We start from the raw sequence: 26,489 nt of genomic DNA on the forward strand, positions 1-26,489 counted from the left end.
ACGCCGTCCACGAAGAAATCGGCGGTCGTGCTCTGTCCACGGATCGTGGGGGCGTCGCGGTGCCCTTCGCCTTGCCCCATGGTGACGCCCGGGACGTACTCCATGGCGCGGGCCATCGTTTGCAGGCCGAGGTCGCGCATGACTTGCGGACCGAGCACCGTGATCGACTGCGGCACGTCGCGAAGCGGGGTGAGCGTGCGGGTGGAGGACCGCGTCCGTGAAACCCGATACTGCGTACGAGAGGCACGCTCGGCGGAGACCCGGACTACCGACAGCGCCTGCGCGTTGGTGGAGTCTGTTAAGGCCGAGTCCGCTTTCGCACGCCGGGCGACGGAGGTGTCCTGCAGAAACGGAGCGGTGGCAACAACAGCGGCCAGCAGAAGAACGAGGGGCATGATATATTGGTTGAGAACGCTTCTCATGAAGTGTGAACTCAGCCTAACACATCAAACCCGATAAAGTCAATCGGGATTCTTTCTATCCGCTTTGTGCCGCAGTCTGTGCCTCGTGGGCGTCAATGACAGCTTGGGCGGCCTCGGCGGGATCGTCGGTGAGCAACAGCAGATCGAGGTCGCCGGGCGAGATTTTGCCTTCCCCGACCAAGCGCGACGTGATCCACCGGACGAGTCCGGCCCAATAGTGCCGACCGAACAGGATGACCGGAAACTGATAGATCTTGCCAGTCTGAATCAGCGTGAGCGCTTCGAACAGTTCATCCAGTGTGCCGAAGCCACCGGGGAAAATGATGAACGCGTTCGAATACTTGATGAACATCGTCTTCCGCACGAAGAAGTAACGAAAGTTCACCAGCGTATCGACATACGGATTGGCCCCCTGTTCGAAGGGCAATTCGATGTTGCACCCCACGGAGTGACCGCCGCCCTGTTTGGCGCCCTTGTTGGCGGCCTCCATGATACCGGGTCCGGCGCCCGTGATGATCGAGAACCCCTGCACGGCCAGCAATCGTGCGGTCTCCTGCGCTGCGACGTACTGCGGATCATCCGGCCCGGTCCGCGCCGATCCGAAAATGGTCACGCCTTTGTGAATCTCGGAGAGCGCATCGAACCCCTCCACGAACTCGGAGGTAATGCGCATGACGCGCCACGGATCCGAGCGCGTGAAGGCTCCCATGTCGTCTTTGGGACTTTGCAGCAACTTCTCATCTTCCGTGAGCATTGGTCGATCACGGATGTCTTGATCGATCAGCCGCCGCTCCTGGCGTCGTACCGCCCGCGCCCCACTGGACACCAGCGGGACTTCGCTACTTGGCTCGCGGCCAGCCTTTCGGTGGCCTTCCTCGGTACGTTCCATCAAGCCGTCGCGCGATTCCTGCTCGGCTTTTGCCCGTGTGACGGCAGAGGCCTTCTTGCCGGTTACTGTACGAGGTTGTGTTTGACGCGATTTTGCCATAAGGAGCACGTGGAAGTTGGCAGGACTGATGTCTGATGATACTACGGTGACGACGCGACTGCTTATTGTCGTAGCCGACGGTGTTCGGCCGGACGTGCTCGGCGAGGAATTGGAGCGTGGCAATCTCCCGGCGATGGCGCGTCTTCGCGAAAAGGGAGGGCTGCATATTATCAGCTCGTCCTTCCCGTCCGTGACCGGTCCCGCGTACGCGCCGTTCGTCATGGGAAGACATCCGGCGTCGGTCGGCATGCCCGGTCTTCGCTGGTTCGATCGAGCGCGCTCGCTACCGTATTCTTATGCGCAGGCACGCAGTTACTCCGGCATCGACATCTGGCACGTCGACGGCGATCTCGATCCGCGCTGCCCAACGCTGTACGATCTCGTACAGCCCTCCCTGGCTGGAATGATGATGATTGCGCGCGGCGCGACGCATGGTCATGTGGGACGCGGCATCGGTTGGTCGCTGCGCGCCGGATGGGCACACTTTCGCGGCGACGCGCGCGCCTGGCGACGGGTGGAGCAGGCCGCCGTCAACGAGTTTTTCCGTCGTTTCACGCGTGCGCGTCCGACGCTGTCCATGCTGGGCATCCTCAGTCCGGACAAACTGGCGCATGCGTTCGGTGGCGATTCCACGGTCGTGCGTACCGCCATCCAGGATGTCGATACGGCGATCGCGAGAGCGCAGGCTATTGCCGCCGCCGACGGCTGGGCTGACGGCTTCCGCACTTGGGTCGTGGGTGATCATGGCCATTCCCCCGTGACCGAGCACGAGGATCTGCACGGCTGGTTGTCCTCGCGTGGCCACAAGGTGCTGGCTCATCCGAAGCTTGGTACGCGCGGCGCCGATGTGGCGCTCATGGTGGGCGGTAACGCGATGGGGCATCTGTATCTCGATCCCGCGCGTACCTCACGTGCATGGTGGCCCTCGCTGAGCTCGCGTTGGCAATCGACACTCGAGGCGATGCTTCAGCGGCCATCCACCGGTCTGCTCGCGGTGGCAATGGCGGCGAGCACGGTGCGCGTTTTTCACCGAGACCACGGTGTGGCCGACATCGTGCGGTCGCACGAGGGGCACGACGCACGCTGGAGCTATGAGCCGCTGAACGGCGACCCGCTGCGGCTTGGCGGAGCGCTGTCTGATCTGGACGCCACAGACGCGTGGCTCGCCGGCAGCGACTCACCGTATGCGGATGCACTCGTGCAACTTTCCACGTTGGTGCCCTCCCCGAGAGCGGGTGACATCGTGGTCTCGGCGGCCAGCGGCTGGGACCTGCGGGCGCGATACGAACCCACGCCACACGTGTCCACACATGGGGCGCTGCTGCGCGAGCAGATGCTGGTCCCGCTGCTGCTCGACGGCCCCGTCACGTGTGCTCCGCAGCGCACCACCGACGTGGTGCCCAGCGCCCTGGATCTGCTGCGTGTGACATGCGACGTACCGTTCGACGGCCGGTCGTTCTTGCGCTGACTGACCGTCGCTGCACACGGTGCCTGCCGCGACTATTCAGTGCGGTTGCGACTGCGCTCGGTGTCGAAGCCTTCGGGATAACGCTGGCGTAACTTGTCGATGTTGCGCTGCGCGATGTCGTCCAGGCTGAGCCCCAGCACGGTGGCGAACGCGCCGATGTACCAGAGACAGTCACCCAACTCTTTCGCGAGCGCGTCCTGGTCGAGTGGCGTGGCGTGAAACAGATGCTTCTTGATGACTTCAGCCACTTCGCCGGCTTCACCGGTGAGGCCGAGGGCGGCGTTGGCCAGTTGCTGTTCGTGGGTGCGGTCGCGCCCGAGCGTGCGGGCGGCGAGTTCCTGATACTCGTCGAGGGTCATCGCGATCGTGGGTTGAGGACCGGCGAAAGCTAATGACCCGCGCCTATGCCGCGAGCAGTCCCAATGTCTGCTTCATATCGCTGCCCAGTTGTGCTTCGATCTCAGCGAGGTCAAACGCGCTCAACCCCAGCAGTTCACACACGCCGTCGCGTGGTACGTCACGCCCTACGCTGCGCGTGAAACCACCGCCCGCGCGTCCGGCCAGGACATCGGCCACGTGAATGATCGCTGGTAATCGCTGGTCCTCCGTCGCCAGCGCCAACGGATCGTGGTGATGTCCGCACGCCTTGGCGAGCGCGTCGGGGAAGCGCCATTGCTCGCACAGGGCCTTGCCGAACTCCTCGTGGGTGGCGCCCAGCCACTGCGTCTCGGCGTCGGCGAATGACAGCGACACGTTCTGCGACGTGGCCGCGATCAGCGAGGAGAACTCCGTGATCGAGGCCTGAATCTCCACCAGCAGGCCGATGTCGTGCAGCAATCCCGCCAGCATCGCTTCCTCGGGCGGGATGCCGCGACACCTTTCAGCGAGGCGACGCGCGGCCGAACCGACCGCCACCGAATGCGTCCACAGTTCGCCGGCGTTGAAACCGGGCACCGTGCGGCCACCGCGAAACAGACGATTCAGGCTCGCCGCCAGCGCGACGTTGCGGATCGCATTCACACCCAGCAGACGCATGGCAGCGGACGCGGAGGCGACATGGCGCGGCCGACCGTAAAACGCGGAGTTCACCACTTTCAACACGCGTGCGGCGAGCGGCGGGTCACTCTCGAGGACTGCGAGCAACTCGTCTTCGGTCGACGTCGGATCTTCGGCGATCTTCATGATGCGCATGGCGCTCGCGGGGAGTGTCGCGACCGTCGTCACTCGCTTCAGCGCGCTCGCTACGATGTGCTCGTTGATGGTCACCGTGGTCATGCAGCCTCGAACTGCTCACGTGAGAATGTGGACCACCACCCTTCGAGCTGTGACGGCTCCATCGGCCGGGCCAGGTAATAGCCCTGCCCCGACGGACAGCCCATCGACTGCAATAGCACGAGCTGCTCGATCGTCTCGATGCCTTCGGCCACTACCTGCAGGCCGAGGTTCTCCGCCAGCGTGATCACCGCATGGAGCAGCGCCGTGTAGCCTCGTCCGCGGCTCACATTCTCGGTGAGCGCCCGGTCCACCTTGAGTACGTCGAACGGATACTCCTGCAGGCACGAGAGCGAGGAATAGCCAGAGCCGAAGTCATCCATGGCCAAACGGAACCCTTCTGTCTTGAACGCGGCGAGCAGCTCGCCCGCCATGACGCGATGCTGCATGAGCTGGTTTTCCGTGACCTCGAGCTGCACCTGATGCGGCGCGATCCCCGTTTCGCGCAGGATGCCCATGGTGCGGGCCACGAGATCGGGATCAGCCAGCTGGACTCGCGACAGATTCACACTGATGTATAACGGCGCGAACTGTGGGGATTCACGCTGCCACACCATGAACTGCCGACACGCTTCGCGGAGCACCTGATCGGAGAGTGGCAGAATGAGGCGCGTCTCTTCCGCAATCGGAATGAACTCCGACGGCGGGATCATACCGTGCACGGGATGGCGCCAGCGCACGAGCGCCTCGACGCTCTCGAGCGAACGGTCTTCCAACGAGATGATCGGCTGATACACGAGGTACAGGTCCTGATGCGCAATAGCGTCGCGCAACGAGGTCTCGATATCGAGACGGTGCTGTACGGCATCGCGCATGCTCGTGGTGAACAGCGCATGGCACGCTTTCCCACGACGCTTGGCTTCGTACATGGCGACGTCGGCGTCACGCAGCATGTCGTCGGCCTGCGTATACCCGGCGCTGCTGTGCACGATGCCGATGCTCGCGCTCGATCGCACCGTATGCGAATTCAGAAAGTACGGCTGCTCGAGCACGGCAAGCAAACGATCGGCTACCGATCCCGCCAGCTCGGCCGACGCCACATCGTCGAGCACGATCACGAACTCGTCACCGCCCAGTCGCGCCACGGTAGACCCGATCGTATCGCGTGTGATACAATCGTTCACGCGCAGATTCAGCCATAGCCTCGACGCAATCTCGGAAAGCAGCAGGTCACCGACATCGTGCCCGAGACTATCGTTGATGATCTTGAAGCGATCGAAGTCGATGAACATCACCGCGAAGGCGTAGCTGGACTCCAGCGACGTGCGTTCGATCGCGGCTTGCAGCCGGGCATGTAACAGCGCGCGATTGGGCAGTCCGGTGAGCGTATCGATGTGCGCGGCGCGCCCCAGCTGCACGAGCATGCGCTGCCGCTCGATCACCGAGCAGACGCGGGCGCGAAGCTCTGCACCGAAAAAGGGTTTGCGGATATAGTCGGCCGCACCGGCGGCGAAGCAGGCCGTAAGCACCTGCCGACTCTCGCTGCCCGTGACCACGATCACCGGGATGCCGGCCAGCGCCGGTTCGCCTTGCAGCAGATGCAGGATATCGACACCATTGCCGTCCGGCAGCTCGTAGTCGAGCAGGATCACGTCCGGGACCGTGCCGCGCGCGGCGGCGAGTCCCTCGGCGCCGGTGGCCGCCCCGACGATCGTCGCCTGCAGTGGTCGCAGCATGGCGACGATTAATGCTTGAATGTCCGCGTCATCATCGATGACGAGAATACGCGCGTCGGCAATGAGCTCCCGCTCAGGACGCGTTTGGCGATCGGAGTGCCTGTCGTTCATGCGGCATGCTCCAGCGTCCGGATCGCCAGGCGGCATTGAGCGAGCAGCAGCGCGACCGCGTCCGACAGATCAACGCCGGGGTCGAAGGTTCCGTCTGCGGTCTCGCGCGCCCGCGCGTGCTGCTCCACAAGGCGCGCGGCATTACTGATCGACGGATATCCGTATCCACCGGCGGCGCCTTTGAGCTGGTGCGCCAGACGGGCGAGATCGATCGTTCCGCCGGTGCTGAACGCGTGCTCGATACGCTCGACCTTGCCCGGCAGTCCCGCGACAAAAGCGTCGACCAGTTCGGCTAGGTCGGGATCATCGCGCAACTCGCTGTACAACACGGGTTGAGGAAAGAGTTCGATCGACTGCCCATAAGACTCGTCGTGGTTGGGCGTCTGCATCCAGCGGGCACAGGTCGCGATCAGCAGGGCGCGATCGATCGGCTTGCTGGCGTAGTCGTTGCACCCGGCATCGAGACACTTCTGGCGGTCGTCCGCCATGGCATGCGCGGTGAGCGCAATGATGGGGAGCGCGTTGTGCTGTGCTCGCAGCGTCCGCGCCAACGTGTACCCGTCCATCTCGGGCATCTGCATGTCGGATACCAGGAGACTGAACGGCTGACCGGCCGCATCGGCGGCCGAAATCAACTCGAGCGCCCGACGCCCATGCTCGGCGACGACCACCTCGGCGCCGGCCTTGCGAAGATGATGCGAGATCAAGCGCTGATTGTCTTCGCCGTCTTCCGCAAGCAGGATGCGACCGCGGAGTTCGATCGCAGACGCGCCCGTTGCTTTGGACGACGACGGCGAAGCGATACAGGCGTGCAGATCCTCGATATTCTGCGCTCCCTCGACCGCATGGAGCGGGAGCGTGACGGTGAATGTGGAGCCTTCGCCGGGCGCCGTCTTCACCAGTTGCACGTCCCCACCCATCAGACCGGCCAGCCGACGACAGATCGTGAGACCGAGCCCGGTGCCGCCGTGCTTGCGCGTGACCGATGTATCCGCCTGCACGAACGGCTGAAAGAGACTCGTGGCCTGTTCGGCCGACATGCCGGGGCCGGTATCGACCACGGCGATGCGCACGGACGGCGCACCGTCGAGCGTACTCACGTCCACCTGAATATCGATCTGTCCCGTTGACGTGAACTTGGCAGCATTGCCGACCAGATTCATGAGGATCTGTCGCAGGCGGGTCGGATCGGAGAGTACCCGATCCGGAATGGGCGTCAGTAATCGCGTCTGCAACAGCACACCCTTCTGGGCGGCACGCGAGCGCATCAAGCTGTCCACGTCGAAAAGCACACGCGGCAGATCGGTCTCCACGCGCTCGATCGCCATCCGGCCGGCTTCGATTTTCGAGATGTCGAGAATGTCGTTGAGGACCGTGAGCAGATGTTCGCCGGCGCGACGGATCGTGCTCATCGACTGCAACTGTTCATCGGACGCGCCCTGCCGAATGGCTTCGTCGCGCAGCAGATCAGTGTAGCCCAGGATCGCCGAGAGCGGTGTGCGGATTTCGTGACTCATATTGGCCAGGAACTCGCTCTTGCTCTGACTCGCCGCCTCGGCGCGCTCCTGCGCCAGCCGCAACGCCTCCTCACGCTCGATGGCAGCGGTCACGTCCATGACCGTACCGAACAGGCCGGATACGTTCCCCGACGCCTCGTGGCGCGCACGGCCCTCGCCGCGCACATACCGTACGCCGTTCGCACCGCGCGCGGTCTGCATCACCAGCGAGTATGGCGTGCCGGTGATCGCCGTGTGCTGCACCGCCTCTTGGAGTCGCGCGGCGTCAGCCTCGACCAGGTCCGTGAGCATGTCCTCGTAGCTCGGCGCCCCGTCGTTCGGATTGCGACCGTACAGCCGAAAAAGCTCTCGCGACCATTCGACGTGATTCGACGCCATGTCATATGACCAGCTGCCGAGGCTGGCGACGGCCTGCGCTTCCTCGAGCATGCCGGAGGTGCGCTGTAGTGCAGCGAGCGCGCTTTCCGCACGCACACGCTGCGCCTCGAGCGCGACCCGTGTGTGTACCTGCTCCGTGATGTCACTTTCGATCGAGATGTAACCGGTCAGCACGCCACGCTCATGAAGTGGCTCGATCGCAAGGTCGAGCCAGTATTCGCTGCCATCTTTGGCGCAGTTCAGAATTTCGCAGCGCGCCGCCCTGCCCTCGGTCAGGGCGTCGTGCAACAGGCGCACCGTAGCAGGGTCGGTATTGGCGTTCTGCAGGAGCTCGCCCGGACTGCGACCGACCGCCTCGTCGAGCGCAAAGCCGGTCAACCGGGTAAACCCATTGTTCACCCACGTGATGCACCGCTCGGCATCGGTGATCACGACGGCATTGCTGGTGCGTTCGGCGACCATCGCCAGCCGACGGAACTCGATGCTACGGGCCGATGCAATCTGGTGCTGCTGCTTGAGCAGGCGGATCACCGGCTCGATCACGAGCAGCGCGATAATACCGATCACGAGCTGCATGAGCAGCGCGAGCGTCCACGACGACCGTACACTGCGTCGGACCTTCTCCTCGGTGTACGCCTGCAGCGCGCCGACGGTGGCTTCCGCGACGACCATTAGCGCGTCGGCACGCCGTACCACGTCGGCGGCCGCCGCCCGTCGCGATTCACCGCCGGCGGGCATGGCGAGCATATGCACCGTCGCGGCGACCACCGCATTGCGCGGCGTCGCGGCGGCCGCGATGGCATCGCGCGCGTTCCTGGCGGCGGCGAAGGCGGCCACCTCGAACGCCGCCGTGAGCGTGTCGAGCCGTAGCGCGTAGGTTTGCAGCCTCGCGGTTGCGACGCGTAGCGAATCGGCATCGTCCGGATTGCCGATGGCTCCTCCTGCAAAGCGCGCAATACGTTGCGACAGCGAACGTTGTCGCCCGGCAACATTGGTGAGCTCGGCGTTCTTTGCGAGGCGGGCCGTAGCCGAGATTTGCCCCCACAGCGAGGCCGTGAGCAGCGCCGCGATGACCCCCATGGAGCCAAGCACGGCCACGCGCACGCGCGCGTGCGGGCTGTTCGGCGCGCGCCCGGAGCGACTGAAACGGTCGAGAGACATGCGGGCATCGACGTGACGCCGATACATCATCCACGCGTACAGCGGACCGATGAGCAACGCCAGTCCGGCGGCACCGATCAGGCTCCGTGTCCACTCGGTCACATCGAGATCGGCCAGCTCGATCGCGTGATGCAGGCAGAGTTCAGCGATCGCGATACAGCCGACCAGCAGGAGCGTGTCCACCCACCATGGGCGCTGGCGCGGCGGCTGGCTAACGGCGGGCTGGCTGGGGTGGGAGTGCGACATGACGGTGCGAAGCGGAAGGAGCGGAATCCAGCAGGCGTGGCACCGGAGTCGGCGTCTTGTGTGAATGTCGACCGCAGGGACGATCTGCTTGACTATATTGCGGATATGCCTTGGCTCCGGCTCACCCTGATCCTCTCGCTGCGCGCGATCGCCAACCCGTTCCTGGCCATCGACTTGCTTCGGGTCGCGTGGCGGTTTCGGCACCGGCATTGGTTTCGCCGGTTCCCGTTCCTGCCGCTGCCGGCCACCAGTTACGTGAAGTGGCGCATGTACACGGCCTACGGACAGGAAGACGCGATACCGCCGGCCGACGACGTGATCGCCTTCGCCCGCTGGGTCGGACGCCAGCCGTAGTGCGCCCGTAGTGAGCGACGGCGGCGCGGCGGATCTCGCGCGGCGCATCAAAGCGCAGGCATTCGGTTTGGGCTTCGACTTGGTAGGGATCACCACTTTGGGGCCTCCGGCCACGCGAGCCCGGTTCGACGCCTGGCTTGAGGCCGGGTACGCGGGCGAGATGGGATATCTCGCCGGCGACGGTGCCGAGTTGCGACGCGACAGCCGCCGTCCACACGCCGGGGCCACCCACGCGATCGTGCTGGCCACGCAGTACGGCGGCCACGAACCGAGCGGACCGGTGGCGCGCTACGCGCGCGGCGACGATTACCACGACTTCCTGCGCGAGCGCACGCGCGCGCTGCACCACTGGCTGGAGTCGGCACTTGGGCGCTCGATCAACGCGCGGCCGTACGTGGACAGCGGACCGGTGCTGGAGCGCGACCTTGCGCAGCGCGCGGGTCTGGGGTGGTTCGGCAAGAATACGATGCTGATCAACCCTACGATCGGCTCGTTCTTCTTCTTGTCGTCGCTGTTCGTGGAGGTCGACGCGGACGTGGTGCTCGCGGTGGACGACCCGTTCGAGGCCGACCGCTGCGGGAGTTGCACGCGCTGCCTCGACGCCTGTCCGACGCAGGCGTTCGTGGGGCCACGCGTGCTGGATGCGACGAAGTGTATCAGTTATCTCACGATCGAACTGCGCGGGGCGATCGACGAGGCGTTACGGGAGCCGATGGGCGGGATGATTTATGGGTGCGACGTGTGCCAGGAGGTGTGTCCGTGGAACGTGAAGTTTTCGCAGGAGTTACCGGCGAGGTCGCCGTTTGCGGCACGCGCGATTTTTGTCGACAAGGACGCGCGGACGTTGGCGCGGGAGATCTTGGCGATGGATCAGGCGGAGTACGCGGCGGCGTTCAAAGGCTCGGCGATGAAGCGCGCCAAGCTGTGGATGCTCCAGCGCAACGCGTGCGTGGTGCTCGGCAACGTCGGCACCGCGGATGATCTCGCGGCGCTCCAGTCCACGCAGTTGCAAGAGCAGGAGGTGGTGCGTGAACACGCGGCGCGGGCGCTCGCCAGCGCGGCCGCGACGAGGGCCGCCACGTCAGTGCCGCTGACGCCAGACGACGTGCCCGCCAGACCCACTAACGCATGATGACGGCGCGCGTTTTCATCAGCGTCCTCTCCAGCGTTTGACCGCGTGGGTCTCGCATATCAGACCAAGGCCGCCAGCCCGTTCTTTCGCGCGACGTGAAGGAGTTTGAGCGCCATCCCACTCGGGCGTTTCGCGCCTGACTCCCACTTGGCCACGGTGCTTTCGGTGGTGTTCAGGTATCGCGCGAACACCGGTTGGCTGATGTGGAGGTGCTCCCGCAGCCGCTTGATCTCCGCCGGAGCAAGCGGGGGTGGCGCTGAAATGCAGGTGGCATCGAACTCGCGCATCGTGGTCTTGGTGATGGCGCCGACCGCGAACAGATCGCTCGCGGCGTCGTGGATTGCCGCCAAGGTGTCGCTCTTGTACTTCCGGGTACTACTCATGGCAGATCTCCACCAAGGATTTAGTCTCGAGCAGCCGCCCCAGCTGCGCGTCCGTCACAGCCGCGTACGCACCGGCGAGCTTTCGGAACACGGCAAGCTCCGCATCGTCGATGGTGACCTTGTCCTGTTTCGCGAACAGGTCGGCGTAGATCCAGTAGCGCGCGCCTTTCGCGACGATGATGGATCGGTCTTTGTTGTCATTCAGCCGCTTCTTCCAGACGCCGCCGCCAAGGTCCTCAGCCTGCCCTTGCTGCACCTGCGCCATGGCTTTGCACAGCGCGCCGTCGTCGATGCCAGCCTTCTTGGCTAAGCGCGCAAACGCCTTGGTCTTGAACGCGCGGTGGTCTCGAGGATTCTGGAGCACACCGGAAGTATAGCACTGGGTGCCACCTTCAACCAAGTGTCCACCTTAGGATCCTGCTGCGACTTCCGCTCAGGATACCGACGGGAGCCGCAACGCCGAACCGACCGTGCTGGGGGTCGGCACCGCAGGGCCGGAGTTCACATCTGGCGCGCTATTCCATGACTTATTGTGGGTTAGCCGACCTGTGCTGAGCGGAATCACAAAATGGGTATAGCGCCACACCTCCCAGGAGGTGTGTCCGTGGAACGTGAAGTTTTCGCAGGAGTTACCGGCGGGGTCGCCGTTTGCGCCGCGCGCGATGTTCGTTGACAAGGACGCACAGTCGCTGGCGCGCGAGATTCTCGCGATGGATCAGGCGGAGTACGCAACGGCGTTCAAGGGCTCGGCGATGAAGCGCGCGAAGCTGTGGATGTTGCAGCGCCATGCGGCTGTCGTGTTGGGCAATGTCGGCACTCGTGACGACGTACCGCTGCTCGAAGCTGCGCTGGAGCACGAGGAGCCGATTGTGCGCGATCATGCCGCATGGGCCCTCGCGCGGCTGGCCGGCGCCACCGAGCGCCCGTAGCGCCGAACATGTATCCCCCGCGCGACGCGGGCGGCGCTTCCGACGCCGAGCATGCGTCCGTCATTCCTCGAGCAGCAGATCTCCGCAGGCCACGATCTTCTTCATGTTCGTCGCCGACGCGTGGATGTTCACGTAGAAACTCCCGCTATCCGGGAGGGCTACCCGCAACGTTGCCTTCCCCTCGGCCATGCCTTTGGCGTCGACGCGAAGTGGCGTGTAGGCGCTCGCGGCGCCCAAGACCGCCCCACCCTTTGCGCAACTACCCACGTGGACACGCCCGGCGTGTCTCCCCGGTAACTGACCGTCGCCAGCGTAGTGCCGAGCACGACGCCGCCAACCATTTCAATCGGGCCACGAATCTTCGAGGTGCTGATCCCTGTCACCAGCCCGTCCCACGCGAGATGCCTGCGCACCAGGCCATACGCGAGCGAGGAGGAGAGCGTGAGCAGCAAGGTGACCCCGACGAATGGCGATCGCCGTAGCGGTCGCTGCGTGCGCATCTATTTCATCTCCTTCAGCACGAGATACTCGCCACCGGTCTTGAGCGTGACACGCACGGCCTTCGCTGAACGATTGCGCCAGAACCATCCGTGCATGCCATCATATACTGCCACGAGGTCCCCTTTGTCTGCTGTCGCCGTGCCTTTCGCGTAGCTGTGCGCGGCGAATCCTTTCGGTGGATCGGGTGGCTCACCGTGCGCGTTGTAGTACACCTCTGCGCCGTCCGTCTTCCACGCGTAGAACGCCTTCTCCGCTTTGCGCATCGCAAGCTTGAGTTCGATTCCCTGATTGGGCTGCAGCGTCACGGTCATCGAGTCGCGCCAGCGGCTGGCCTGAGCGTCTGCTGGCGTGCCGCCATTGCGAGACTCCACAGGGCCACCAGCCGCATCCATTGCTTCGTCGGCTGCCGCCTCCTTCGCCAGCGACACCTTGATGCGCCCCATCTCCGTCAGGCCGAGCACCGCGCCCGATCCCAGCGGATCGCGCCCGGCCTCCGCAGGAAGTACGACACCGACGATGAGGAGCGCCGCGACTCCCAAGGCCGCAAGCGACGCCCGTGCCAGCGTGCGCGACGACGGGAGTGCGTCTGGAAGATCAGATGATTGTGCCACGAAAATCTCCTATGCCTGAGATGGTGAGAGGTATCCGTTCAGTTGGTACACCACGAGTGCGACGCCACTGAGAAACAACAGCATATTTGCCGCCTTAGCGTAGCGCACAAATGTCGCGCTGCGCCGCCAGTAGCTGATCGCGATGAGGATGACACACAACGCTAAGAACTGTCCGATCTCGACGCCGACGTTGAAGGCGAGCAGGTTTGGCAAAAGTCCATCCTTCGCTAAATCAAAGTCGAGCATCCTCGTGGCGAGGCCAAGACCGTGGCAGAGCCCGAACAGCATCGTCGCAGTGCGCGGATCTGGCTGGCGACCAAACCACTTCGCCAAGACGCCGAGGTTGTCGAGCGCCTTGTACGCGACCGATGCGCCAATGATGGCATCGATGAGGTACGCGTTGATGCTGACTCCCGCCACCACACCAGAGACGAGCGTGATGGAATGACCAAGCGCAAAGAGCGTGACGTAGACGCCAATATCTTTGAATCGATACAGATAGAAGATGACGCCGAACAGAAAGAGCAGATGATCGTAGCCCGTTACCATGTGCTTCGCGCCTAAGTAGATGAACGGCACGATGCGAACGCCGAACGTCTCCATGATGTAGCCCTTGTCGCCGGCGGTCACACCGTGCGCCCATGCCACGGCAGGCAACGCAGAAGCACCGATGGCGAGGAGTGCGACCGCCGCCCGAGTCCGTAGCAGCGAGGGCGTAGAAAGTCGACCGTCGTACGGTAGGCTGCCAGAAGATTTCATGTGCATGGTCAAACAGGGAGTGGATCGCGTCCGTTCGCCGGGGCATGGTCACGGAGGTCATCGTCAACCACGACCGTTGCGGCCACACGTTCCCCGAACAACCAGTACAACGCCGGCAGCACCAGCATGTTAAGCGCCGTTGCTGAGAGCAGTCCACCAAGGATCACGATGGCCATCGGTGTCTGCAACTCGTTACCCGGCTCCCCGCCACCGAACGCGAGCGGAATGAGGGCAAGTCCCGCCGTGAGGGCAGTCATGAGAATGGGTGAGAGCCGTTCCAACGATCCACGCGTGACCGCCTCGCGAAACGGCACGCCCTCGGCCAGCAAATGTCGGTAGTGCGCAACCAGCAGGATACCGTTGCGCGTTGCGATGCCGAACAGTGTCACGAACCCGACCAGTGACGCGATGCTCACTACGCGCCCCGTGAGTAACACGGCCGCGACGCCGCCGATGAGCGCGAGCGGAAGGTTCGCCATGACCAGGGCGGCCGTGCGCGCCGACCGAAACTCGCCGTACAACAGCAGGAAGATGGCCGCCACCGAGAGCAGCGACAACATCGCGAGGGTACGTGCGGCCTCGGCCTGCGCCTCGAACTGTCCGCCGTACTCGATGAAGTAGCCCGGAGGGAGCGTGACCCCCGCCGCGATGGCACGCTCGATATCGGCGACCGTGCTCCCGAGATCGCGGCCCGCCACATTGGCCTGCACGACGATCTTCCGTTGCACGTTCTCCCGCGAGATCGTATTCGGCCCACGGTCCACCGTAACGGTGGCCAGTTGCGAGAGCGGTACGTGCTGTCCCGTCGGCGTGTCGAACGCGACATCCGCGATGGAGGCCGCGTTGGCGCGCAGTGTTTCCGGATACCGGACGACCAAGTCGACGCTGCGTCCGTCCTCGAGCACCTGCGACACGGTCTCGCCGTTGAGCGCCACGTCGATGGCGTCCGCCAATTGTCCGACGCTCATGCCGTAGCGCGTCAGCGCGACGCGGTCCGCGCGGATGCGGAGCTGCGGCACATCGGACTGCTGCTCGAGTTGCAGGTCTGCGACGCCCGGAACGCCCGCCATCACATCACGGATCTGTGTGCCAGTCTGCCGTAGCTGATACAGATCCGGCCCGAACAGCTTGACCGCGATATTCGCGCGCGTGCCCGATAGCATGTGGTCGATGCGATGACCGATGGGCTGCCCGATGGTGACATTCGTACCGGGAATCGACGTAAACTCGTCTCGCAGCTCCACGAACAGAGCGTCCTTATCGATGTCGTCACGCAACGTCACATCGATCTCGGCGGCGTTCACACCTTGCGCATGTTCATCGAGCTCCGCGCGTCCCTGACGGCGGTCCGTGTTCACGACCTCCGGCCGTGCCTTGAGGATTTCTTCGACGCGTCGGCCGATGGCACTCGACTCATCGAGCGACGTGCCGGGGACCGTGACGACCGACACGGTCAACGCGCCCTCGTTGAACTCCGGCAGGAACGCCGAGCCCAGGAGCGGCAGCGCCGCGATACTGGCCACCAGCGCGACCGCCGCGCCGAGCAGGACGCGCTTCGGATGGGCCAGCACGGGCTCGAGCACGCGTGCATAACGGGCTTTGAGCCAGCGCACGACGCCACTTTCACGCTCCGCCTGCACCGCCTTCGCCTGCGGTAGCAAATACGCGCATAGCACCGGGGTGACCGTGACCGCGACCAAGAGCGAGGCCAAGATGGAGACGACGTACGCAAAGCCGAGCGGACGGAGCAGGCGTCCTTCGACGCCACCGAGAAAGAAAAGCGGCAGGAAGACGACGATGATGATGAGCGTCGCGTTCACGATGCTCGCGCGAATTTCCTTCGAGGCGTCGAAGACCACCCGTATCGCCGGCCGTTGCTCGGCTGTCGGTCGATGGTGATTCTCCTTGAGCCGGCGGAACACGTTCTCGACGTCGATGATCGCGTCGTCGACCAGCGCGCCGATGGCGATAGCCATTCCGCCCAGGGTCATCGTGTTGATGCTGATGCCGAGCAGCTTCATCGCAAGAATCGCGACGACCAGCGAGAGAGGGATCGCGACGATGGAGATCGCAGTGGCTCGCAGGTTCCAGAGGAAGAGAAACAGCACGATCACGACGAGGATGGCGCCGTCGCGGAGTGCCTTCAGCACGTTGTCGACCGCTACGCGAATGAAGCTCGCTTGGCGGAACAGCTCCGCGTGCACCGTCATGCCTTTCGGCAGCGTGGCCTGCACGGCCGCCAATTCGCGCTCGATCCGCGCCGTGAGCTCGAGCGTGTTCGCGCCGGGCTGCTTCTGGACGGCGAGTACGACGCCGGGCCGAGCGTTTACGTTGCCGTCGCCGAACTTGGGGGCAGTGCCCACCACCACGTCCGCGACCTGCGCGAGCGTCACCGGAATACCTGCGCGTATCGCCACGACGGTGCTCGCGATGTCCGCTGCCGATTGGGCACGACCGATGCCGCGGATCACGTACTCCTGACCGCGATCCATGAATACACCGCCTGATGCATTGGCGTTGGATCCGCGCGCGGCACGCACAACCTCGTCGAGCGAAACGCGGGCCGTCATCATGCGTGCCGGGTCGGCGAGCACGTGGTACTGCTTGACCGCGCCGCCAATCGGGATGACCTGCGCCACGCCCGGTACCGCGAGCAGCCGTCGGCGGATCGTCCAGTCGGCAATGGTGCGCAGTTCGGTCGGTTCCTGCGGACCGGTGAGTCCGATCATCATGATCTCGCCCATCACGCTGGACACTGGTGCCAGCACGGGCGCTGATATGCCTCCGGGCAAGGTGGCGGCCACAGTCTGCAACTTCTCGGCGACGATCTGCCGCGCGCGGAAGATGTCGGTACCCCAGTCGAACTCCACCCACACCACCGAGATGCCTTGCGCGGTCGACGACCGTACGCGGCGCACGCCGGTCGCGCCATTCACGGAGGTCTCGATGGGAAACGAGACCAGCGCCTCGACCTCCTCCGGCGCCATGCCATGCGCCTCCGTGAGCACGGTGACCGTCGGTGCGGTGAGGTCGGGAAACACGTCGACGGGCATGCGCCGGGCGGTCCACGCGCCGGCCGCGAGCATCAGCGCGGCGACGGCGAGCACGACGACGCGATTCGTGAGCGCCCACGCAATCAGTTTATCGAGCATCGTCGACTCCTAGTGCTCATGACCGTGCGCGGGCACGGCCGTGGACAACGAGGCCAGACGCACCTGATACGCGGCACCGGTCACCACTCGCTCCCCTGCTCGGATGCCGCTACGCACCAGCACGCGACCAGCGTTGGTCGGGCCGAGCGCGAGCACCCGTTTCTCGAACCGCTCCCCGTCCGCTTGCACAAACGCAACGGCGCGGCCGTCGTCGTCGAGCACCGCCGAAGCCGGAATGAGCACGCCGGCTTCGCGCTGCGCCGTACGGACCGAGACACGCGCGGCGGCACCCACCTTGAGAGAGGCATCGGCATTTGCTACCTCGAGCAGCATCGGTACGGATCGCGAGAGCGAGTCGATCACGCTGCCGATGGACACGACGCGTCGCGCGGCGTACATGCGCTCTGATCCTTCCACGCGGAACTCGACACCCGCGTTGCGCGACAGGTTGGCCGCCTGCGCAGCGGGTACGTTGACGCGCAGCCACAGGACCGACGGATCCACCACGGTGAACAACAGCGCGCCCGCGTCCACGCGGCTCCCAGGCGTCACGCGGCGGTCCGCGACAACGCCGGCGATGGGCGACCGCACGGCGATGCGTCCACCGCTCGTGAGCGCGCCACCGCCGTATCCACTGAGCGCTTCACGCGCGGCAGCAAGGCGGATCTCCGCCTCGTGCACGCGACGCTGCGACACGGCTTCTACCGCGAAGAGCCGCACCGCACGGGCATGTTCGTCTTCAGCCTCGCGCAACCGCGCGCGCGCTTCAGCATAGGTGCCGGCCCCGCCGTCACCGAGCGACGGCGCGAGGAGGGCGAGCGTCTGCCCACGCCCCACGCGCTCGCCGGGCGCTGGCGCGCTCGCGACGCCGGACGCATCGACGAGTCCTGCCAGCGGGGCCGTCACCTGCGCGAATCGCCCCGCCACTGGCTCGAGAAGTCCTGGTGCGTCGAAGGTGACGGCGAGATTCCCGGCGATGGCGAACTCGGTCCGAAAACCTAGCGTCTTCCACGCTTGCTCCTTGAGGAAGGCGATGCCGCTTTCGCTGCCGCCCGAACCACGAGGCGCGACAGCCGCCGATGCATAGACGGTCAGCCCCGACACGACGATGCTGTCGCGCGCCTGCGGACTCTCGACGCGAATCACGAGGTCATACACGCCGGCTCGGGCGAACGTCGGACTGGGCCCATAAATACCAGGCGCGCGTGGCGTCTCCTGCACCACCGTGACGGGCGCCCCACCGCCTCGCGGTGTGAAGGACAGGGTGATGCGGCCCGATCGCAGTGGCGCGAAGTCGGTGAGGTCGGTGAGGTGCACAGCGAACTTGTCGGGCGCGCCCACGATCAGCGCCGGATACTCCATGAAGAGCTCCGTACTATCCGTCCACAGCGTGATCGCACCGCCGGCCGGTTCGCTGGCCGATTCGGCGCTGTCGCTGGCTTCGGCAGCGCCGTTACGATTGCCATTATCACTGCAGGCCATTGCCCCAGCGAGTGTCGCCACCAGCATGAGCAAACGCACGCGTTCACGGGCGAAACGGGACACGCGTGAAGTCGGAGCGAGATATCGCATGGGCGTCATCGAACGGGGTCGGAAACGGGAAAGAGCGGAAAGCCCAACGCGCGTGCGAGCGCGACGCGTCGAAGGGCGATATCGGTATCGAGCGTCAACAGGGCGAGCTCAGTTTCCTGCCAGGCGCGCACGGCGTCCAGCCATTCGGCCAGCGTGATCTCGCCGTCGGCATACGCCGCCTGCACCGCGCGCAGCGCAACCCGCGCCTCGTCCCCCACATACGGCAGCAGCAGCGCGCGCATCTCCTCAGCCGCGCGCAGAGAGCCCGCCGCGTCGGCAATCTCACGCGCGAGCAGTCGCTGCGTGACGTCGGTTGCTGCGCTCGCTTGTCGCGCAGTCGCGTTCGCGGCCGCGAGGGCGCCCGCACGGCGGTCGAACAGCGGCAGAGGGATGGACACGCCTGCCACGAATCCCGACAGCGCGCGTGATGGCGAGGTGGCGTCGTTGCGCACGTGCTCTCCTTTGTAGCCCGCCGAAATCGCCGGCACCGGAAGACGCTCGCGTGCGGCGAGGCGCGCATCGGCGGCTACCGCTTGCGCTTCGAGTTTCGCCACGAGCAGCTCGGGTCGCGCACTCACCGCGTTGACCATCAGCGAATCGCGTGCAGCGGAAGGCACGGTGTCAGTGAGCGTCAACGCGACGGGCAACGTGACGCTTGGTAGTACGCCGTGCAGCAGCGCGCTGAATGCGCTACCGCTGGAATCCGTGGTAACAGCCATCGGGATCACAACGGCATCGACGGAACGCGCCATCAGCAGCGCGAGTTGCTCGCGCGCCGAGCGCGCCGCAGCGGCCGCCTCCGCTCGTCGTGCCGCGTAGCGCGCCGATTCCAAGCGAAGCCGACGCGCCGCGTACCCGGCGATATCGCCGGCGCGAAGCCGTTCATCGCTCACCCGCTGCGCTTCGGCGGCCGTACGCGCGGCCACGTCGGCGATACCCGCACGATGCTGCGCCGACGCCGCTTCGATGTACGCGCGCACCACCTGCGCGTCGAGCGACTGCGTTGTCGCCGTCAGTCTCGCCTCTGCCGCCTGTCGCCGAAACCGTGCTGCGTCTGCGCGCGCAGCACGTTGACCCGCGATCTCGAGCGGCCACTCGAACTGTGCGATGTCCTGCGCGTTTGCCTGCCCCGCCCGGGACGTCTGTTCACGACCGTAGGCGAGTGTGGGGTTGGGTCGCGCGAGTGACTGGCGTTCGCGCGCACTCGCCGCATTGAGCCCTTCGCGCGCCGCGCGGATGCTCGCATCGGCGCTGTATGCCGCAGCCCGCGCCTCGATGAGGCTGATCGGCGCACGCGCCGAAGTAGACGGAGGGGGAGCCTCTTGGGCTCGTAACGGGAGATCCGGGCCCATGAATGCGGACAGCAGTGCCGCGACGACCACGCACGCCGGGTGCCGCACGATGGCGCCCTGTGCGCGTGGCGACGGCGCGAAGCGCAGACGCGATGAGACGTTCAAGACCACAGGAGGACCAGCTGACGTTCCCGCGTGGCACCAACTCGTCGACGGGAATACCGACGCCGTGCACAACGGGCACCATCACGGTGAGCACACGCGATGGCCTGTTGTCAGGGTGAGCGGCCGTGTGCTGGACACGACGCAACCCACGCTGACGAACGACGTCAGCGCGTGGGAGGGGCTCGGAGTGCGGGGGGGGGGCCGGTGTCGGGCGCCGGTCGTGCGAGGGCGGCGCAATCCCACGAGGCGGCGGGTCGCGCGGACAGGTTGGACTGCTGAAGCGTCGCCGGGACCGGGCTCGTGGCCACTTGGGCATCGACCGCGACGCGCACGTCCACGGCTCCCTGAATCGCCGCGACGATGGTCGGGTGTTCATGAGCGTGGTCGTGGTCCGGCGCGTGCGCGCTTTGGTACTCCGGTTGCGCAAGAACGTCGGGGCGATGATTCCCCGGTCCTACGTCGTGTTCGTCGACGCCCTGATGCTCGTGGTATAGCGCCTCCCCGTGCGCCGGCGCGTGATGCTCTTCGGCCACGTGCGCGTGCGCGACACCGTGCGCCACGGCAAGGCTCGGGGCGACAAGACTGGCAATCAACGAGACGAGGAGGACAACTCCGCGGGACCAACGAGAACGGGGCACGCTGTAATATACCCTGCGGCGTGCCACAGTGTCCGGCGGTAACCGCGCGCAGGTCGCCACGATCACGGCGAAGTGCTTGGCTTTCTTCGTGTTCGCGCTCCGGTGCGGAGCCGGATCACAAAGTGGGTAAGGGCCACGTATCCCAAGAGGTGTGTCCGTGGAATGTGAAGTTTTCGCAGAAGCTGCCGGAGGGTCGACGTTTTCGCCTCGGGCAATGTTCGTTGAGAAAGACGCGCGGACGTTGGCGCGGGAAATCTTGGCGATGGATCAGGCCGAGTACGCGGCGGCGTTCAAGGGGTCGGCGATGAAGCGCGCGAAGTTGCAGGGGCTGAAGCGGAACGCGTGTATGGTGCTGGGGAACATCGCCACTGCGGATGATCTCGCGGTACTCGAGGCCATCCAGTCACACGAGCATGAAGTGGTGCGCGAACACGTGGCATGGGCGATCCTACAAATCGACGCTCTCAACAACACCGGTTCGCGTATGGACGGCGTCGGCCGTTCAGACTGCGGCGAGCGCGCGTAACCGCGCAACCACATCGTCGGCAAAACCCGGGAACCGCCGCGCATCCGGGAGGCTCCCCGCGACGATGTCGTTGGCCCACCGGTTGGCCAGGAACGCGCGCGTTTCGCTGGCTATGAACAGGCGCGCGTCTTCGGCGCTGGCCGCCACTTCCTCGATGACGTGCCGTCGGCCAGCCATGACGTTGATGATGTCCTCGAGATCGTGACTGAGGAATGGATCGTCGGCGCCGCGATCACGGAACGCCTCCCACTTCGTGGCGAGGAAGGCAGGTGCGCTTATCGCGCGGATGGTGAGGTCAGGCGCCAAGACAACCACGGTGGCCGTGTCGAGCGCCAACGGGTACCAACGATTCGAGAAACCCAGTACGCGCTCGTCCACTGGCATGACATCGAGCACGAGATCGTCGCTCGTGCGCATCCGGCAGATCGGAGCGTTCGTGCGTTGGTCGGGAGCGAATCCGAGCGCCACGAGCCGCATCTGGAGGTCATGGTACGCGGTTCGTGTGGTCACGTGCGCCAGGACGTCGACGTCATCGGTCGCTCGAATACGGACGGCGGCTGGCTCCGTGATCAAGAGTTCAACCATCTGCCCGCCGACGAATACCACGTCGGCGAGCATCGGCGCCATCCGACGTGCGGTGCGCAGCAATCGATCCCGATTCGGGCTCATGCTGGATGCCGTCACACGAGCTCGGTCGCCACAAGGCGTTCTTCCAGCAGTATCCGTGCGCGGTGCCGTTCGCGCGCGCGTCCCACCCGAAGGGCATCAACGAGCGTCAGCAGGTCGTACAAGGCAGGGTTGCCTTTTGCGGTGGCGGGGGCGGCGGCATACAGCGGCTCGATGGTCGCCCCGCGACGAGCCCCGTCGATCGCGGGCCATACCAACGGGCTCGCATCCGGAAAGTCTCCGGCGAGCGAAGGGCCCGCGAAGGCGGTCGGTACGCCGCGCGACTCAGCGCCGGGTTCGGCGGGGAACGCATACGGCACACCGCTGGTGAGGAACTCCAGGAGTGCCGGTACACGGGCGGCTCGGATATCCGCTCGGACGAGGCGGGCGTACGCCAGACGCTTGACGGCCCCATGCACCTCACTCGGGGAAAGTCCTACGGCCTCAGCGATGGCGCGGTACGCCATTCCCGGGCGGAGCGCCAGCTGAAGAGCAATCGCGACGTCGTGCGGGCGAAGTTGGACCATGGAGGCCTTCGTTCATGGTTCACGAACCGTGAACTAGAGAGTTCGCTGTTCGTGAACTGTGAACGGGAACGTTATGGCAGCGGCACCCAAGAATCAAGCGATCCCGGCCTCCTGATGCTGCAATTATTCAGTAAGACATCGTCTTACGAAGGTGAAAACCACCGTCTCTTCCAAACGCCAGATCGTGATCTCGGCCGAGCTGCGCCAGCAGGATGGTATCGAGGCCGGTCAGGAGTTCGACATGGAGCGGCTCGACCGCGAGGAGTACCTGCTGCAGCGTCGTTCGCTGTCCGTGAATGAAGGCGCCGTCCAGTGGCTCCTCGACTGTCCGGCCGAGGACTGGTTCGTACCGATCGAGTCCGAGTCGACCGGAGTGACTTCGAAAAAGCGGGAGTGCGCATCATTGATCGCTGCGCCTGAGGGCGCGACGGGCTCGGAAGCAGCTCGGAAGTCGAGGGCTTCCGAGTCGAGCTCCGCCATTGGTTGCTCGTCAATGGTTCGCAGTTTGCGTTGACGCCGACACCTCAACCCGTACAACGTACGTACAACCGTACACGGTACGGACATGCGCAAACGGCAACCGAAAGGAGAGCATCGACCTATGGCAGCTTCCACGGCACGCGCGTACCTGGACCTTCCGGCAGACGAGCGCTTTGAGTCGCGAATTCCCGGAGTGCTCGAGCGGCATGCGGAAATGGTGGCCCGGGCCATGGGCGAGAGCCTCTCCGAGTACGTCATGGCGGTGCTGGCCGAGCGAGTGGCCGACGACATCGTGTCGACGCAGGAGATCCACCTGATCGCCACCGAGCAGGTGGCCCTGCTGAAGCTGCTGACCGCCCCGGCGGTGGTGACGCCGCAGCTCGCGGCCGCTTCGAGCAGCGCGAAGGCACGCTTGAACTACGAGTGACGGTTCCGCGCCGTCGCGCTCGCCACCATGAGGCTCAATCTCACGAAGCTCACCGCCGACCACCCGGTCCACACCTTCACGTGCGGCTGCAAGCCCGGCGCAACCGAGATCGATGACTACCTGCGGACGAGCGCTCTGTTGGAGCAAGAGGCCGGCTTTTCCGTCATCTGGGTCGTGATCGACACCGAAGCGACGCGGGAGGTGGACGTGATCGTCGGTTTCTTCACCCTGTCACCGGTGGGCGTGCGGGTCAATCCGACCGTCACGGCGGCGGTCGGCCCGCCGCACATCAGCTCTCCGTCAGTTGGAAGGTGGCTCCTCGGGCGCCTCGGCGTGGCCGTGAAGCACCAACGGGAGACATCGGACGTGACGCGGTCGCGGCCGCTCGAGATATAGCGTTGCGGCTCCGTGAGAGTGGCGGTGGCGCGTTCCTGGTGGTCGATCCGAAGAACGACAAGCTGGCCGCATGGTACGAATCACTACGGTTTGGCGTTCAGCGGCTCGAGCCGACGAACGCGAAAGTGCGTCGTCTGTTTCTCATGCGCTGAATGGCGGACACCGAAGGGAGGAACGCGAAGCGCTACGTGCTTGCTCGCGCGAGCGTTCGCCGTCCCGTGCCGAGGGGAATGACAAATTGGGTGCGGAACCTGTTGCAGCGGAAGGCGGCGGTGGTATTGAGGAACGTCGGGACCGCGGATGATGTCGCGGTTCGCGATGCCATGCGGTTATGCGAGCATGAGGTGGTGCGTGAACATGCGGCCTGCGCGCTTGACGCGCTCAGCTCATCGACGCCAGTTGCTGAAAGCGTCGAGTGACGGCGCCGACCAGTCCCGGCACTCGTCGGGCGGTTGGAAGATTGCCCTCGAGAATGCCCGATGCCCACGGCGCATCGAGGAACGCGGCGGGCTCGGTGCGAATGAACATCCGTACCGCGTGCGGCGCACGTGCACAGCGTTCAAGGCGGACGACACCGACATGATCCGTTCGCGCAGCAGTTGCATCGCGCGCGTGCGCTCCCGAGCCCGACCGAGCCGCAGAGCATCGACGAGCGCAAGCAGTTCGTAGCGCGCGGGATTGCGTACCGCCGTCGCCGATGCTGCGCTATATAGCGCCACCATGCTCGCGCCGCGAAGGCTCCCCGCCATGCTCCGCCAGACCAGTGGTTCCGACGCGTCGAACTCCGCGGAGAGTTCATCTGTCGAGTGCTCCGTGGGGACGGTGCGCGACTCGGCGCCCGCCTCGGCGGGAAGGCATAGGCGAAGCCGAATCCGAGAAACTTCATGAAGGCGGCGCGCTGGCTCGCGAGATTCTCAGGACGGAGCCGGTGGACTATGCGGCGGTATTCAAGAGCCGTGCGATCAAGCGTGCGAAGTGGTGGATGCTCGAGCGCAGCGTGGGCAGTTCAACGAATTGACGTCCCCAACACGACCGGTTGATTCAAAATCGTGACTCCCCTCGCCTATACCGGTGGACGGACGCTCTCCCTGTGGTGGATCACCGCACCTCGATTTCGCTTCCACTGTCCACCGTGACGGTCAAGCGTTCGCTATCCGGTCATCGATGGGTCGGTTGACCGGATCATCGGGATGCTCCATGTGAAGGAGATCTTCCGGCATCTCGTGGCCGGTTCAGTGCCGAAGGTCGAGGAGGTTCGCCGCGTGCCCTACGTTCCCGCGTCGGCCCCGGTAGATGAGCTCATGTCGGCGATGCGGGTAGGCTGTGCGCAAATGACCGTTGTACTCGACGAACATGGCGGGACGGCAGGACTCGTGACGTCGGACGATCTCTTCGAGGAGATCGTCCGCGATGTGGGTGATGACGTTGTCGGGCCGGCCGAGGTGCCCGCGACGGCGCATGGGATGATCGCTGCTGCCGGTATCACGCGCGTGGAGACGCTTGGCGACGCACCAGGTGTGACGCTTGCGCATGGCGAGGTTGATTCCGTGAGTGGCCTCGTGCTGGCCGTGCTTGGACGCCCGCCGCAGATCGGGGATGTGGTCCGCTATGAAGGCGTTCACATCGAGTTTCGTACCATTTGGGGTCACGGCGTTGGCACGGTCGAGGCGCGTCTCGAGACGTAGCGGGCACGCGCGGAGCGACGCCCGCGTTCAGTCAGGCGCGAAGTTTGAGCGACAACACTCAGCAGGCCAGGAACCACGCCGATTTCAGCATCGACATAAAATCAAAGGCTCTTCAGGGTTTCGAGTGGGTAGCCGTCACGACGGCCTCGGTTCCAGATCCAGTTTGCCGCAGTGAAAGTAGATGGCCATCTTGAACGCGTCGCGGTTCCGATAGCCGCGCGCGCCGTACTTGATCCATTGGATCTTGGCGTTGAGTCCTTCAGTGACGGCGTTTGTAATGCGATGGGTGAGATACGTGAGGATGTTCTCCAAGTGCGCCTTCAGCATCCGCGCGAGTTTCTTCATGGGCTCCAGCTGGGACCGCATGGCCACCCGTACCAACGACGAAAGAAGGTGCGGGCGGCGCCGACATAGGTGTAGTGCCAGAGCCGTCGCAGACTCTCTTTCATCGCCCACGCCCGCGCCGATTTGAGTGTACTGTCGCGCAGCGCCGCAAACGCGCGCCGCGCGCGCCGGGCCATGTTGGCGGGATTCGTGAGCCACGCGTACTTGGTCCGCGTAATGCGTGTGTCACCTGCGGCCGACAGCACTTGGTGTTCCTGCTTCCGCACGGTGTCGACCGCTGCCCCGACGTGCTGCATGATGTGGAACTTGTCGAAGACGATTTTGGCATCGGCGTCCGGTACGTGCGCGCGCACCGTGGTACGATAGGGCTCCCACATGTCCATCGCGACCGCCGTGATACCCTCCCGCTGGGCGGGGGTGAGGGCGGTGAAGTACGGGGTGAGGCTCGTCGCCTTGCGATCATCGGCGACGTGGAGCACACAGCCGCGATCCAGATCAACGACGACGCTCACATACTGATGCCGCTTCAAGAAGCTCTTCTCATCGATGCCGAGGCGCGCGACCGGCGCGGTCGTGCGGCGCGCAAGGCCGCGCCGCACCGCACGCTCCATGATGCCACGGGCCTCATCCCACGAGAGCCCGAGCCGTCGGCCCACGGCGGTCGGCGTCGCGTCTTGGAGCCACGCAATCGCCAAGCGCTCGAGCAGGAG

Annotated in this window: 28 protein-coding genes and 1 pseudogene; 11 read left to right on the top strand and 18 right to left on the bottom strand. The window is 65.0% G+C overall.

Annotation, left to right across the window (positions count from 1 at the left end; all coding sequences use genetic code 11):
* The coding region (locus tag ACESNG_RS16390) for a TonB-dependent receptor plug domain-containing protein (RefSeq protein WP_373069803.1) at positions 1-395 on the bottom strand (395 nt) is incomplete at its 3' end.
* Between the two features lie 82 nt (positions 396-477).
* A complete protein-coding gene (locus ACESNG_RS16395) occupies positions 478-1,176 on the bottom strand; it encodes a TIGR00730 family Rossman fold protein (protein ID WP_373060741.1) in 699 nt (232 codons plus the stop codon).
* 262 nt (positions 1,177-1,438) lie between these two features.
* Here ACESNG_RS16395 and ACESNG_RS16400 point away from each other — a divergent pair, with 262 nt between their 5' ends.
* Positions 1,439-2,878 carry an alkaline phosphatase family protein gene (locus tag ACESNG_RS16400; protein ID WP_373060705.1) on the top strand — a complete coding sequence of 480 codons (1,440 nt, stop codon included), beginning with the start codon at positions 1,439-1,441 and terminating at the stop codon, positions 2,876-2,878.
* Between the two features lie 32 nt (positions 2,879-2,910).
* Here ACESNG_RS16400 and ACESNG_RS16405 read toward each other — a convergent pair whose 3' ends face one another.
* From ACESNG_RS16405 to ACESNG_RS16420, 4 genes are read right to left on the bottom strand one after another with little or no spacing between them, the layout of a single operon-like run.
* Positions 2,911-3,237: a nucleoside triphosphate pyrophosphohydrolase family protein gene (locus ACESNG_RS16405; RefSeq protein ID WP_373069805.1), complete on the bottom strand. Its 327-nt coding sequence runs from the start codon at positions 3,235-3,237 to the stop codon at positions 2,911-2,913.
* 43 nt (positions 3,238-3,280) lie between these two features.
* Positions 3,281-4,153: an HDOD domain-containing protein gene (locus ACESNG_RS16410; protein WP_373060707.1), complete on the bottom strand. Its 873-nt coding sequence runs from the start codon at positions 4,151-4,153 to the stop codon at positions 3,281-3,283.
* Positions 4,150-5,937, bottom strand: a complete 1,788-nt coding sequence (locus ACESNG_RS16415; protein WP_373069807.1) for a putative bifunctional diguanylate cyclase/phosphodiesterase — start codon at positions 5,935-5,937, stop codon at positions 4,150-4,152. The genes ACESNG_RS16410 and ACESNG_RS16415 overlap by 4 nt, the downstream gene beginning before the upstream one ends.
* Positions 5,934-9,239, bottom strand: a complete 3,306-nt coding sequence (locus ACESNG_RS16420; RefSeq protein WP_373060709.1) for an ATP-binding protein — start codon at positions 9,237-9,239, stop codon at positions 5,934-5,936. Before ACESNG_RS16420 ends, ACESNG_RS16415 begins: the two co-directional genes overlap by 4 nt.
* Positions 9,240-9,344: 105 nt before the next feature.
* On the opposite strand from ACESNG_RS16420, the gene ACESNG_RS16425 reads away from it, so the two are divergent.
* Together ACESNG_RS16425 and queG are read left to right on the top strand one after the other, a co-directional pair.
* Positions 9,345-9,593, top strand: a complete 249-nt coding sequence (locus ACESNG_RS16425) for a hypothetical protein (protein WP_373060710.1) — start codon at positions 9,345-9,347, stop codon at positions 9,591-9,593.
* A gap of 10 nt (positions 9,594-9,603) precedes the next feature.
* The gene (gene queG / locus ACESNG_RS16430; protein ID WP_373069809.1) at positions 9,604-10,725 is read left to right on the top strand and encodes a tRNA epoxyqueuosine(34) reductase QueG; all 1,122 of its coding nucleotides are present in this window, start codon (positions 9,604-9,606) and stop codon (positions 10,723-10,725) included.
* Positions 10,726-10,784: 59 nt separating this feature from the next.
* Here the strand turns inward: queG and ACESNG_RS16435 are convergent, their stop codons facing one another.
* Together ACESNG_RS16435 and ACESNG_RS16440 are read right to left on the bottom strand one after the other, a co-directional pair.
* Entirely contained in the window at positions 10,785-11,108 is a 324-nt protein-coding gene (locus tag ACESNG_RS16435; protein ID WP_373060712.1) for a helix-turn-helix domain-containing protein, read from the bottom strand.
* Positions 11,101-11,472: a type II toxin-antitoxin system RelE/ParE family toxin gene (locus ACESNG_RS16440; protein ID WP_373060713.1), complete on the bottom strand. Its 372-nt coding sequence runs from the start codon at positions 11,470-11,472 to the stop codon at positions 11,101-11,103. The genes ACESNG_RS16435 and ACESNG_RS16440 overlap by 8 nt, the downstream gene beginning before the upstream one ends.
* A gap of 247 nt (positions 11,473-11,719) precedes the next feature.
* Here ACESNG_RS16440 and ACESNG_RS16445 point away from each other — a divergent pair, with 247 nt between their 5' ends.
* Positions 11,720-12,037 carry a HEAT repeat domain-containing protein gene (locus ACESNG_RS16445; protein WP_373060714.1) on the top strand — a complete coding sequence of 106 codons (318 nt, stop codon included), beginning with the start codon at positions 11,720-11,722 and terminating at the stop codon, positions 12,035-12,037.
* A gap of 60 nt (positions 12,038-12,097) precedes the next feature.
* Here ACESNG_RS16445 and ACESNG_RS16450 read toward each other — a convergent pair whose 3' ends face one another.
* The 6 genes from ACESNG_RS16450 to ACESNG_RS16475 all read right to left on the bottom strand — a co-directional run bounded on the left by ACESNG_RS16450 (position 12,098) and on the right by ACESNG_RS16475 (position 20,089).
* Positions 12,098-12,304, bottom strand: coding sequence for a hypothetical protein (locus ACESNG_RS16450; RefSeq protein ID WP_373069811.1), 207 nt, complete (start codon positions 12,302-12,304; stop codon positions 12,098-12,100).
* Positions 12,305-12,537: 233 nt separating this feature from the next.
* Complete coding sequence (locus ACESNG_RS16455; protein ID WP_373060716.1) at positions 12,538-13,149, bottom strand: transmembrane anchor protein; 612 nt, start codon at positions 13,147-13,149, stop codon at positions 12,538-12,540.
* 9 nt (positions 13,150-13,158) lie between these two features.
* Positions 13,159-13,908, bottom strand: coding sequence for a HupE/UreJ family protein (locus ACESNG_RS16460; RefSeq protein ID WP_373069813.1), 750 nt, complete (start codon positions 13,906-13,908; stop codon positions 13,159-13,161).
* Between the two features lie 8 nt (positions 13,909-13,916).
* A complete protein-coding gene (locus tag ACESNG_RS16465) occupies positions 13,917-17,060 on the bottom strand; it encodes an efflux RND transporter permease subunit (RefSeq protein WP_373060717.1) in 3,144 nt (1,047 codons plus the stop codon).
* Between the two features lie 9 nt (positions 17,061-17,069).
* Positions 17,070-18,632: an efflux RND transporter periplasmic adaptor subunit gene (locus tag ACESNG_RS16470; RefSeq protein WP_373069815.1), complete on the bottom strand. Its 1,563-nt coding sequence runs from the start codon at positions 18,630-18,632 to the stop codon at positions 17,070-17,072.
* 5 nt (positions 18,633-18,637) lie between these two features.
* Positions 18,638-20,089: a TolC family protein gene (locus tag ACESNG_RS16475; RefSeq protein ID WP_373060719.1), complete on the bottom strand. Its 1,452-nt coding sequence runs from the start codon at positions 20,087-20,089 to the stop codon at positions 18,638-18,640.
* 308 nt (positions 20,090-20,397) lie between these two features.
* Here ACESNG_RS16475 and ACESNG_RS16480 point away from each other — a divergent pair, with 308 nt between their 5' ends.
* Positions 20,398-20,583 carry a hypothetical protein gene (locus ACESNG_RS16480; protein ID WP_373060720.1) on the top strand — a complete coding sequence of 62 codons (186 nt, stop codon included), beginning with the start codon at positions 20,398-20,400 and terminating at the stop codon, positions 20,581-20,583.
* Positions 20,584-20,941: 358 nt separating this feature from the next.
* Complete coding sequence (locus tag ACESNG_RS16485; protein WP_373060721.1) at positions 20,942-21,253, top strand: hypothetical protein; 312 nt, start codon at positions 20,942-20,944, stop codon at positions 21,251-21,253.
* On the opposite strand, the gene ACESNG_RS16490 is transcribed toward ACESNG_RS16485, so the two are convergent.
* Together ACESNG_RS16490 and ACESNG_RS16495 are read right to left on the bottom strand one after the other, a co-directional pair.
* The gene (locus ACESNG_RS16490) at positions 21,230-21,922 is read right to left on the bottom strand and encodes a hypothetical protein (protein WP_373060722.1); all 693 of its coding nucleotides are present in this window, start codon (positions 21,920-21,922) and stop codon (positions 21,230-21,232) included. The genes ACESNG_RS16485 and ACESNG_RS16490 overlap by 24 nt on opposite strands.
* Positions 21,923-21,933: 11 nt before the next feature.
* A complete protein-coding gene (locus ACESNG_RS16495) occupies positions 21,934-22,446 on the bottom strand; it encodes a winged helix-turn-helix domain-containing protein (RefSeq protein ID WP_373060723.1) in 513 nt (170 codons plus the stop codon).
* Between the two features lie 151 nt (positions 22,447-22,597).
* Between ACESNG_RS16495 and ACESNG_RS16500 the strand changes: the two genes are divergently transcribed.
* From ACESNG_RS16500 to ACESNG_RS16515, 4 genes are all read left to right on the top strand, one after another.
* On the top strand, positions 22,598-22,960 hold the full coding sequence (locus ACESNG_RS16500; protein ID WP_373060724.1) for an AbrB/MazE/SpoVT family DNA-binding domain-containing protein: 363 nt from the start codon (positions 22,598-22,600) through the stop codon (positions 22,958-22,960).
* A gap of 87 nt (positions 22,961-23,047) precedes the next feature.
* Entirely contained in the window at positions 23,048-23,353 is a 306-nt protein-coding gene (locus tag ACESNG_RS16505) for a DUF1778 domain-containing protein (RefSeq protein ID WP_373060725.1), read from the top strand.
* 27 nt (positions 23,354-23,380) lie between these two features.
* The gene (locus ACESNG_RS16510) at positions 23,381-23,749 is read left to right on the top strand and encodes a hypothetical protein (protein WP_373060726.1); all 369 of its coding nucleotides are present in this window, start codon (positions 23,381-23,383) and stop codon (positions 23,747-23,749) included.
* A 2-nt stretch (positions 23,750-23,751) separates the two neighbouring features.
* On the top strand, positions 23,752-23,901 hold the full coding sequence (locus ACESNG_RS16515) for a hypothetical protein (protein ID WP_373060727.1): 150 nt from the start codon (positions 23,752-23,754) through the stop codon (positions 23,899-23,901).
* Between the two features lie 229 nt (positions 23,902-24,130).
* Here ACESNG_RS16515 and ACESNG_RS16520 read toward each other — a convergent pair whose 3' ends face one another.
* The gene (locus tag ACESNG_RS16520) at positions 24,131-24,277 is read right to left on the bottom strand and encodes a hypothetical protein (RefSeq protein ID WP_373060728.1); all 147 of its coding nucleotides are present in this window, start codon (positions 24,275-24,277) and stop codon (positions 24,131-24,133) included.
* 662 nt (positions 24,278-24,939) lie between these two features.
* Between ACESNG_RS16520 and ACESNG_RS16525 the strand changes: the two genes are divergently transcribed.
* A complete protein-coding gene (locus ACESNG_RS16525) occupies positions 24,940-25,434 on the top strand; it encodes a transporter associated domain-containing protein (RefSeq protein ID WP_373060729.1) in 495 nt (164 codons plus the stop codon).
* Between the two features lie 135 nt (positions 25,435-25,569).
* Here ACESNG_RS16525 and ACESNG_RS16530 read toward each other — a convergent pair.
* Positions 25,570-26,474, bottom strand: a pseudogene (locus tag ACESNG_RS16530) (ISL3 family transposase).
* Between the last annotated feature and the right edge of the window lie 15 nt (positions 26,475-26,489).

This window comes from Gemmatimonas sp., assembly GCF_041689975.1.
Lineage (GTDB): Bacteria > Gemmatimonadota > Gemmatimonadetes > Gemmatimonadales > Gemmatimonadaceae > Gemmatimonas.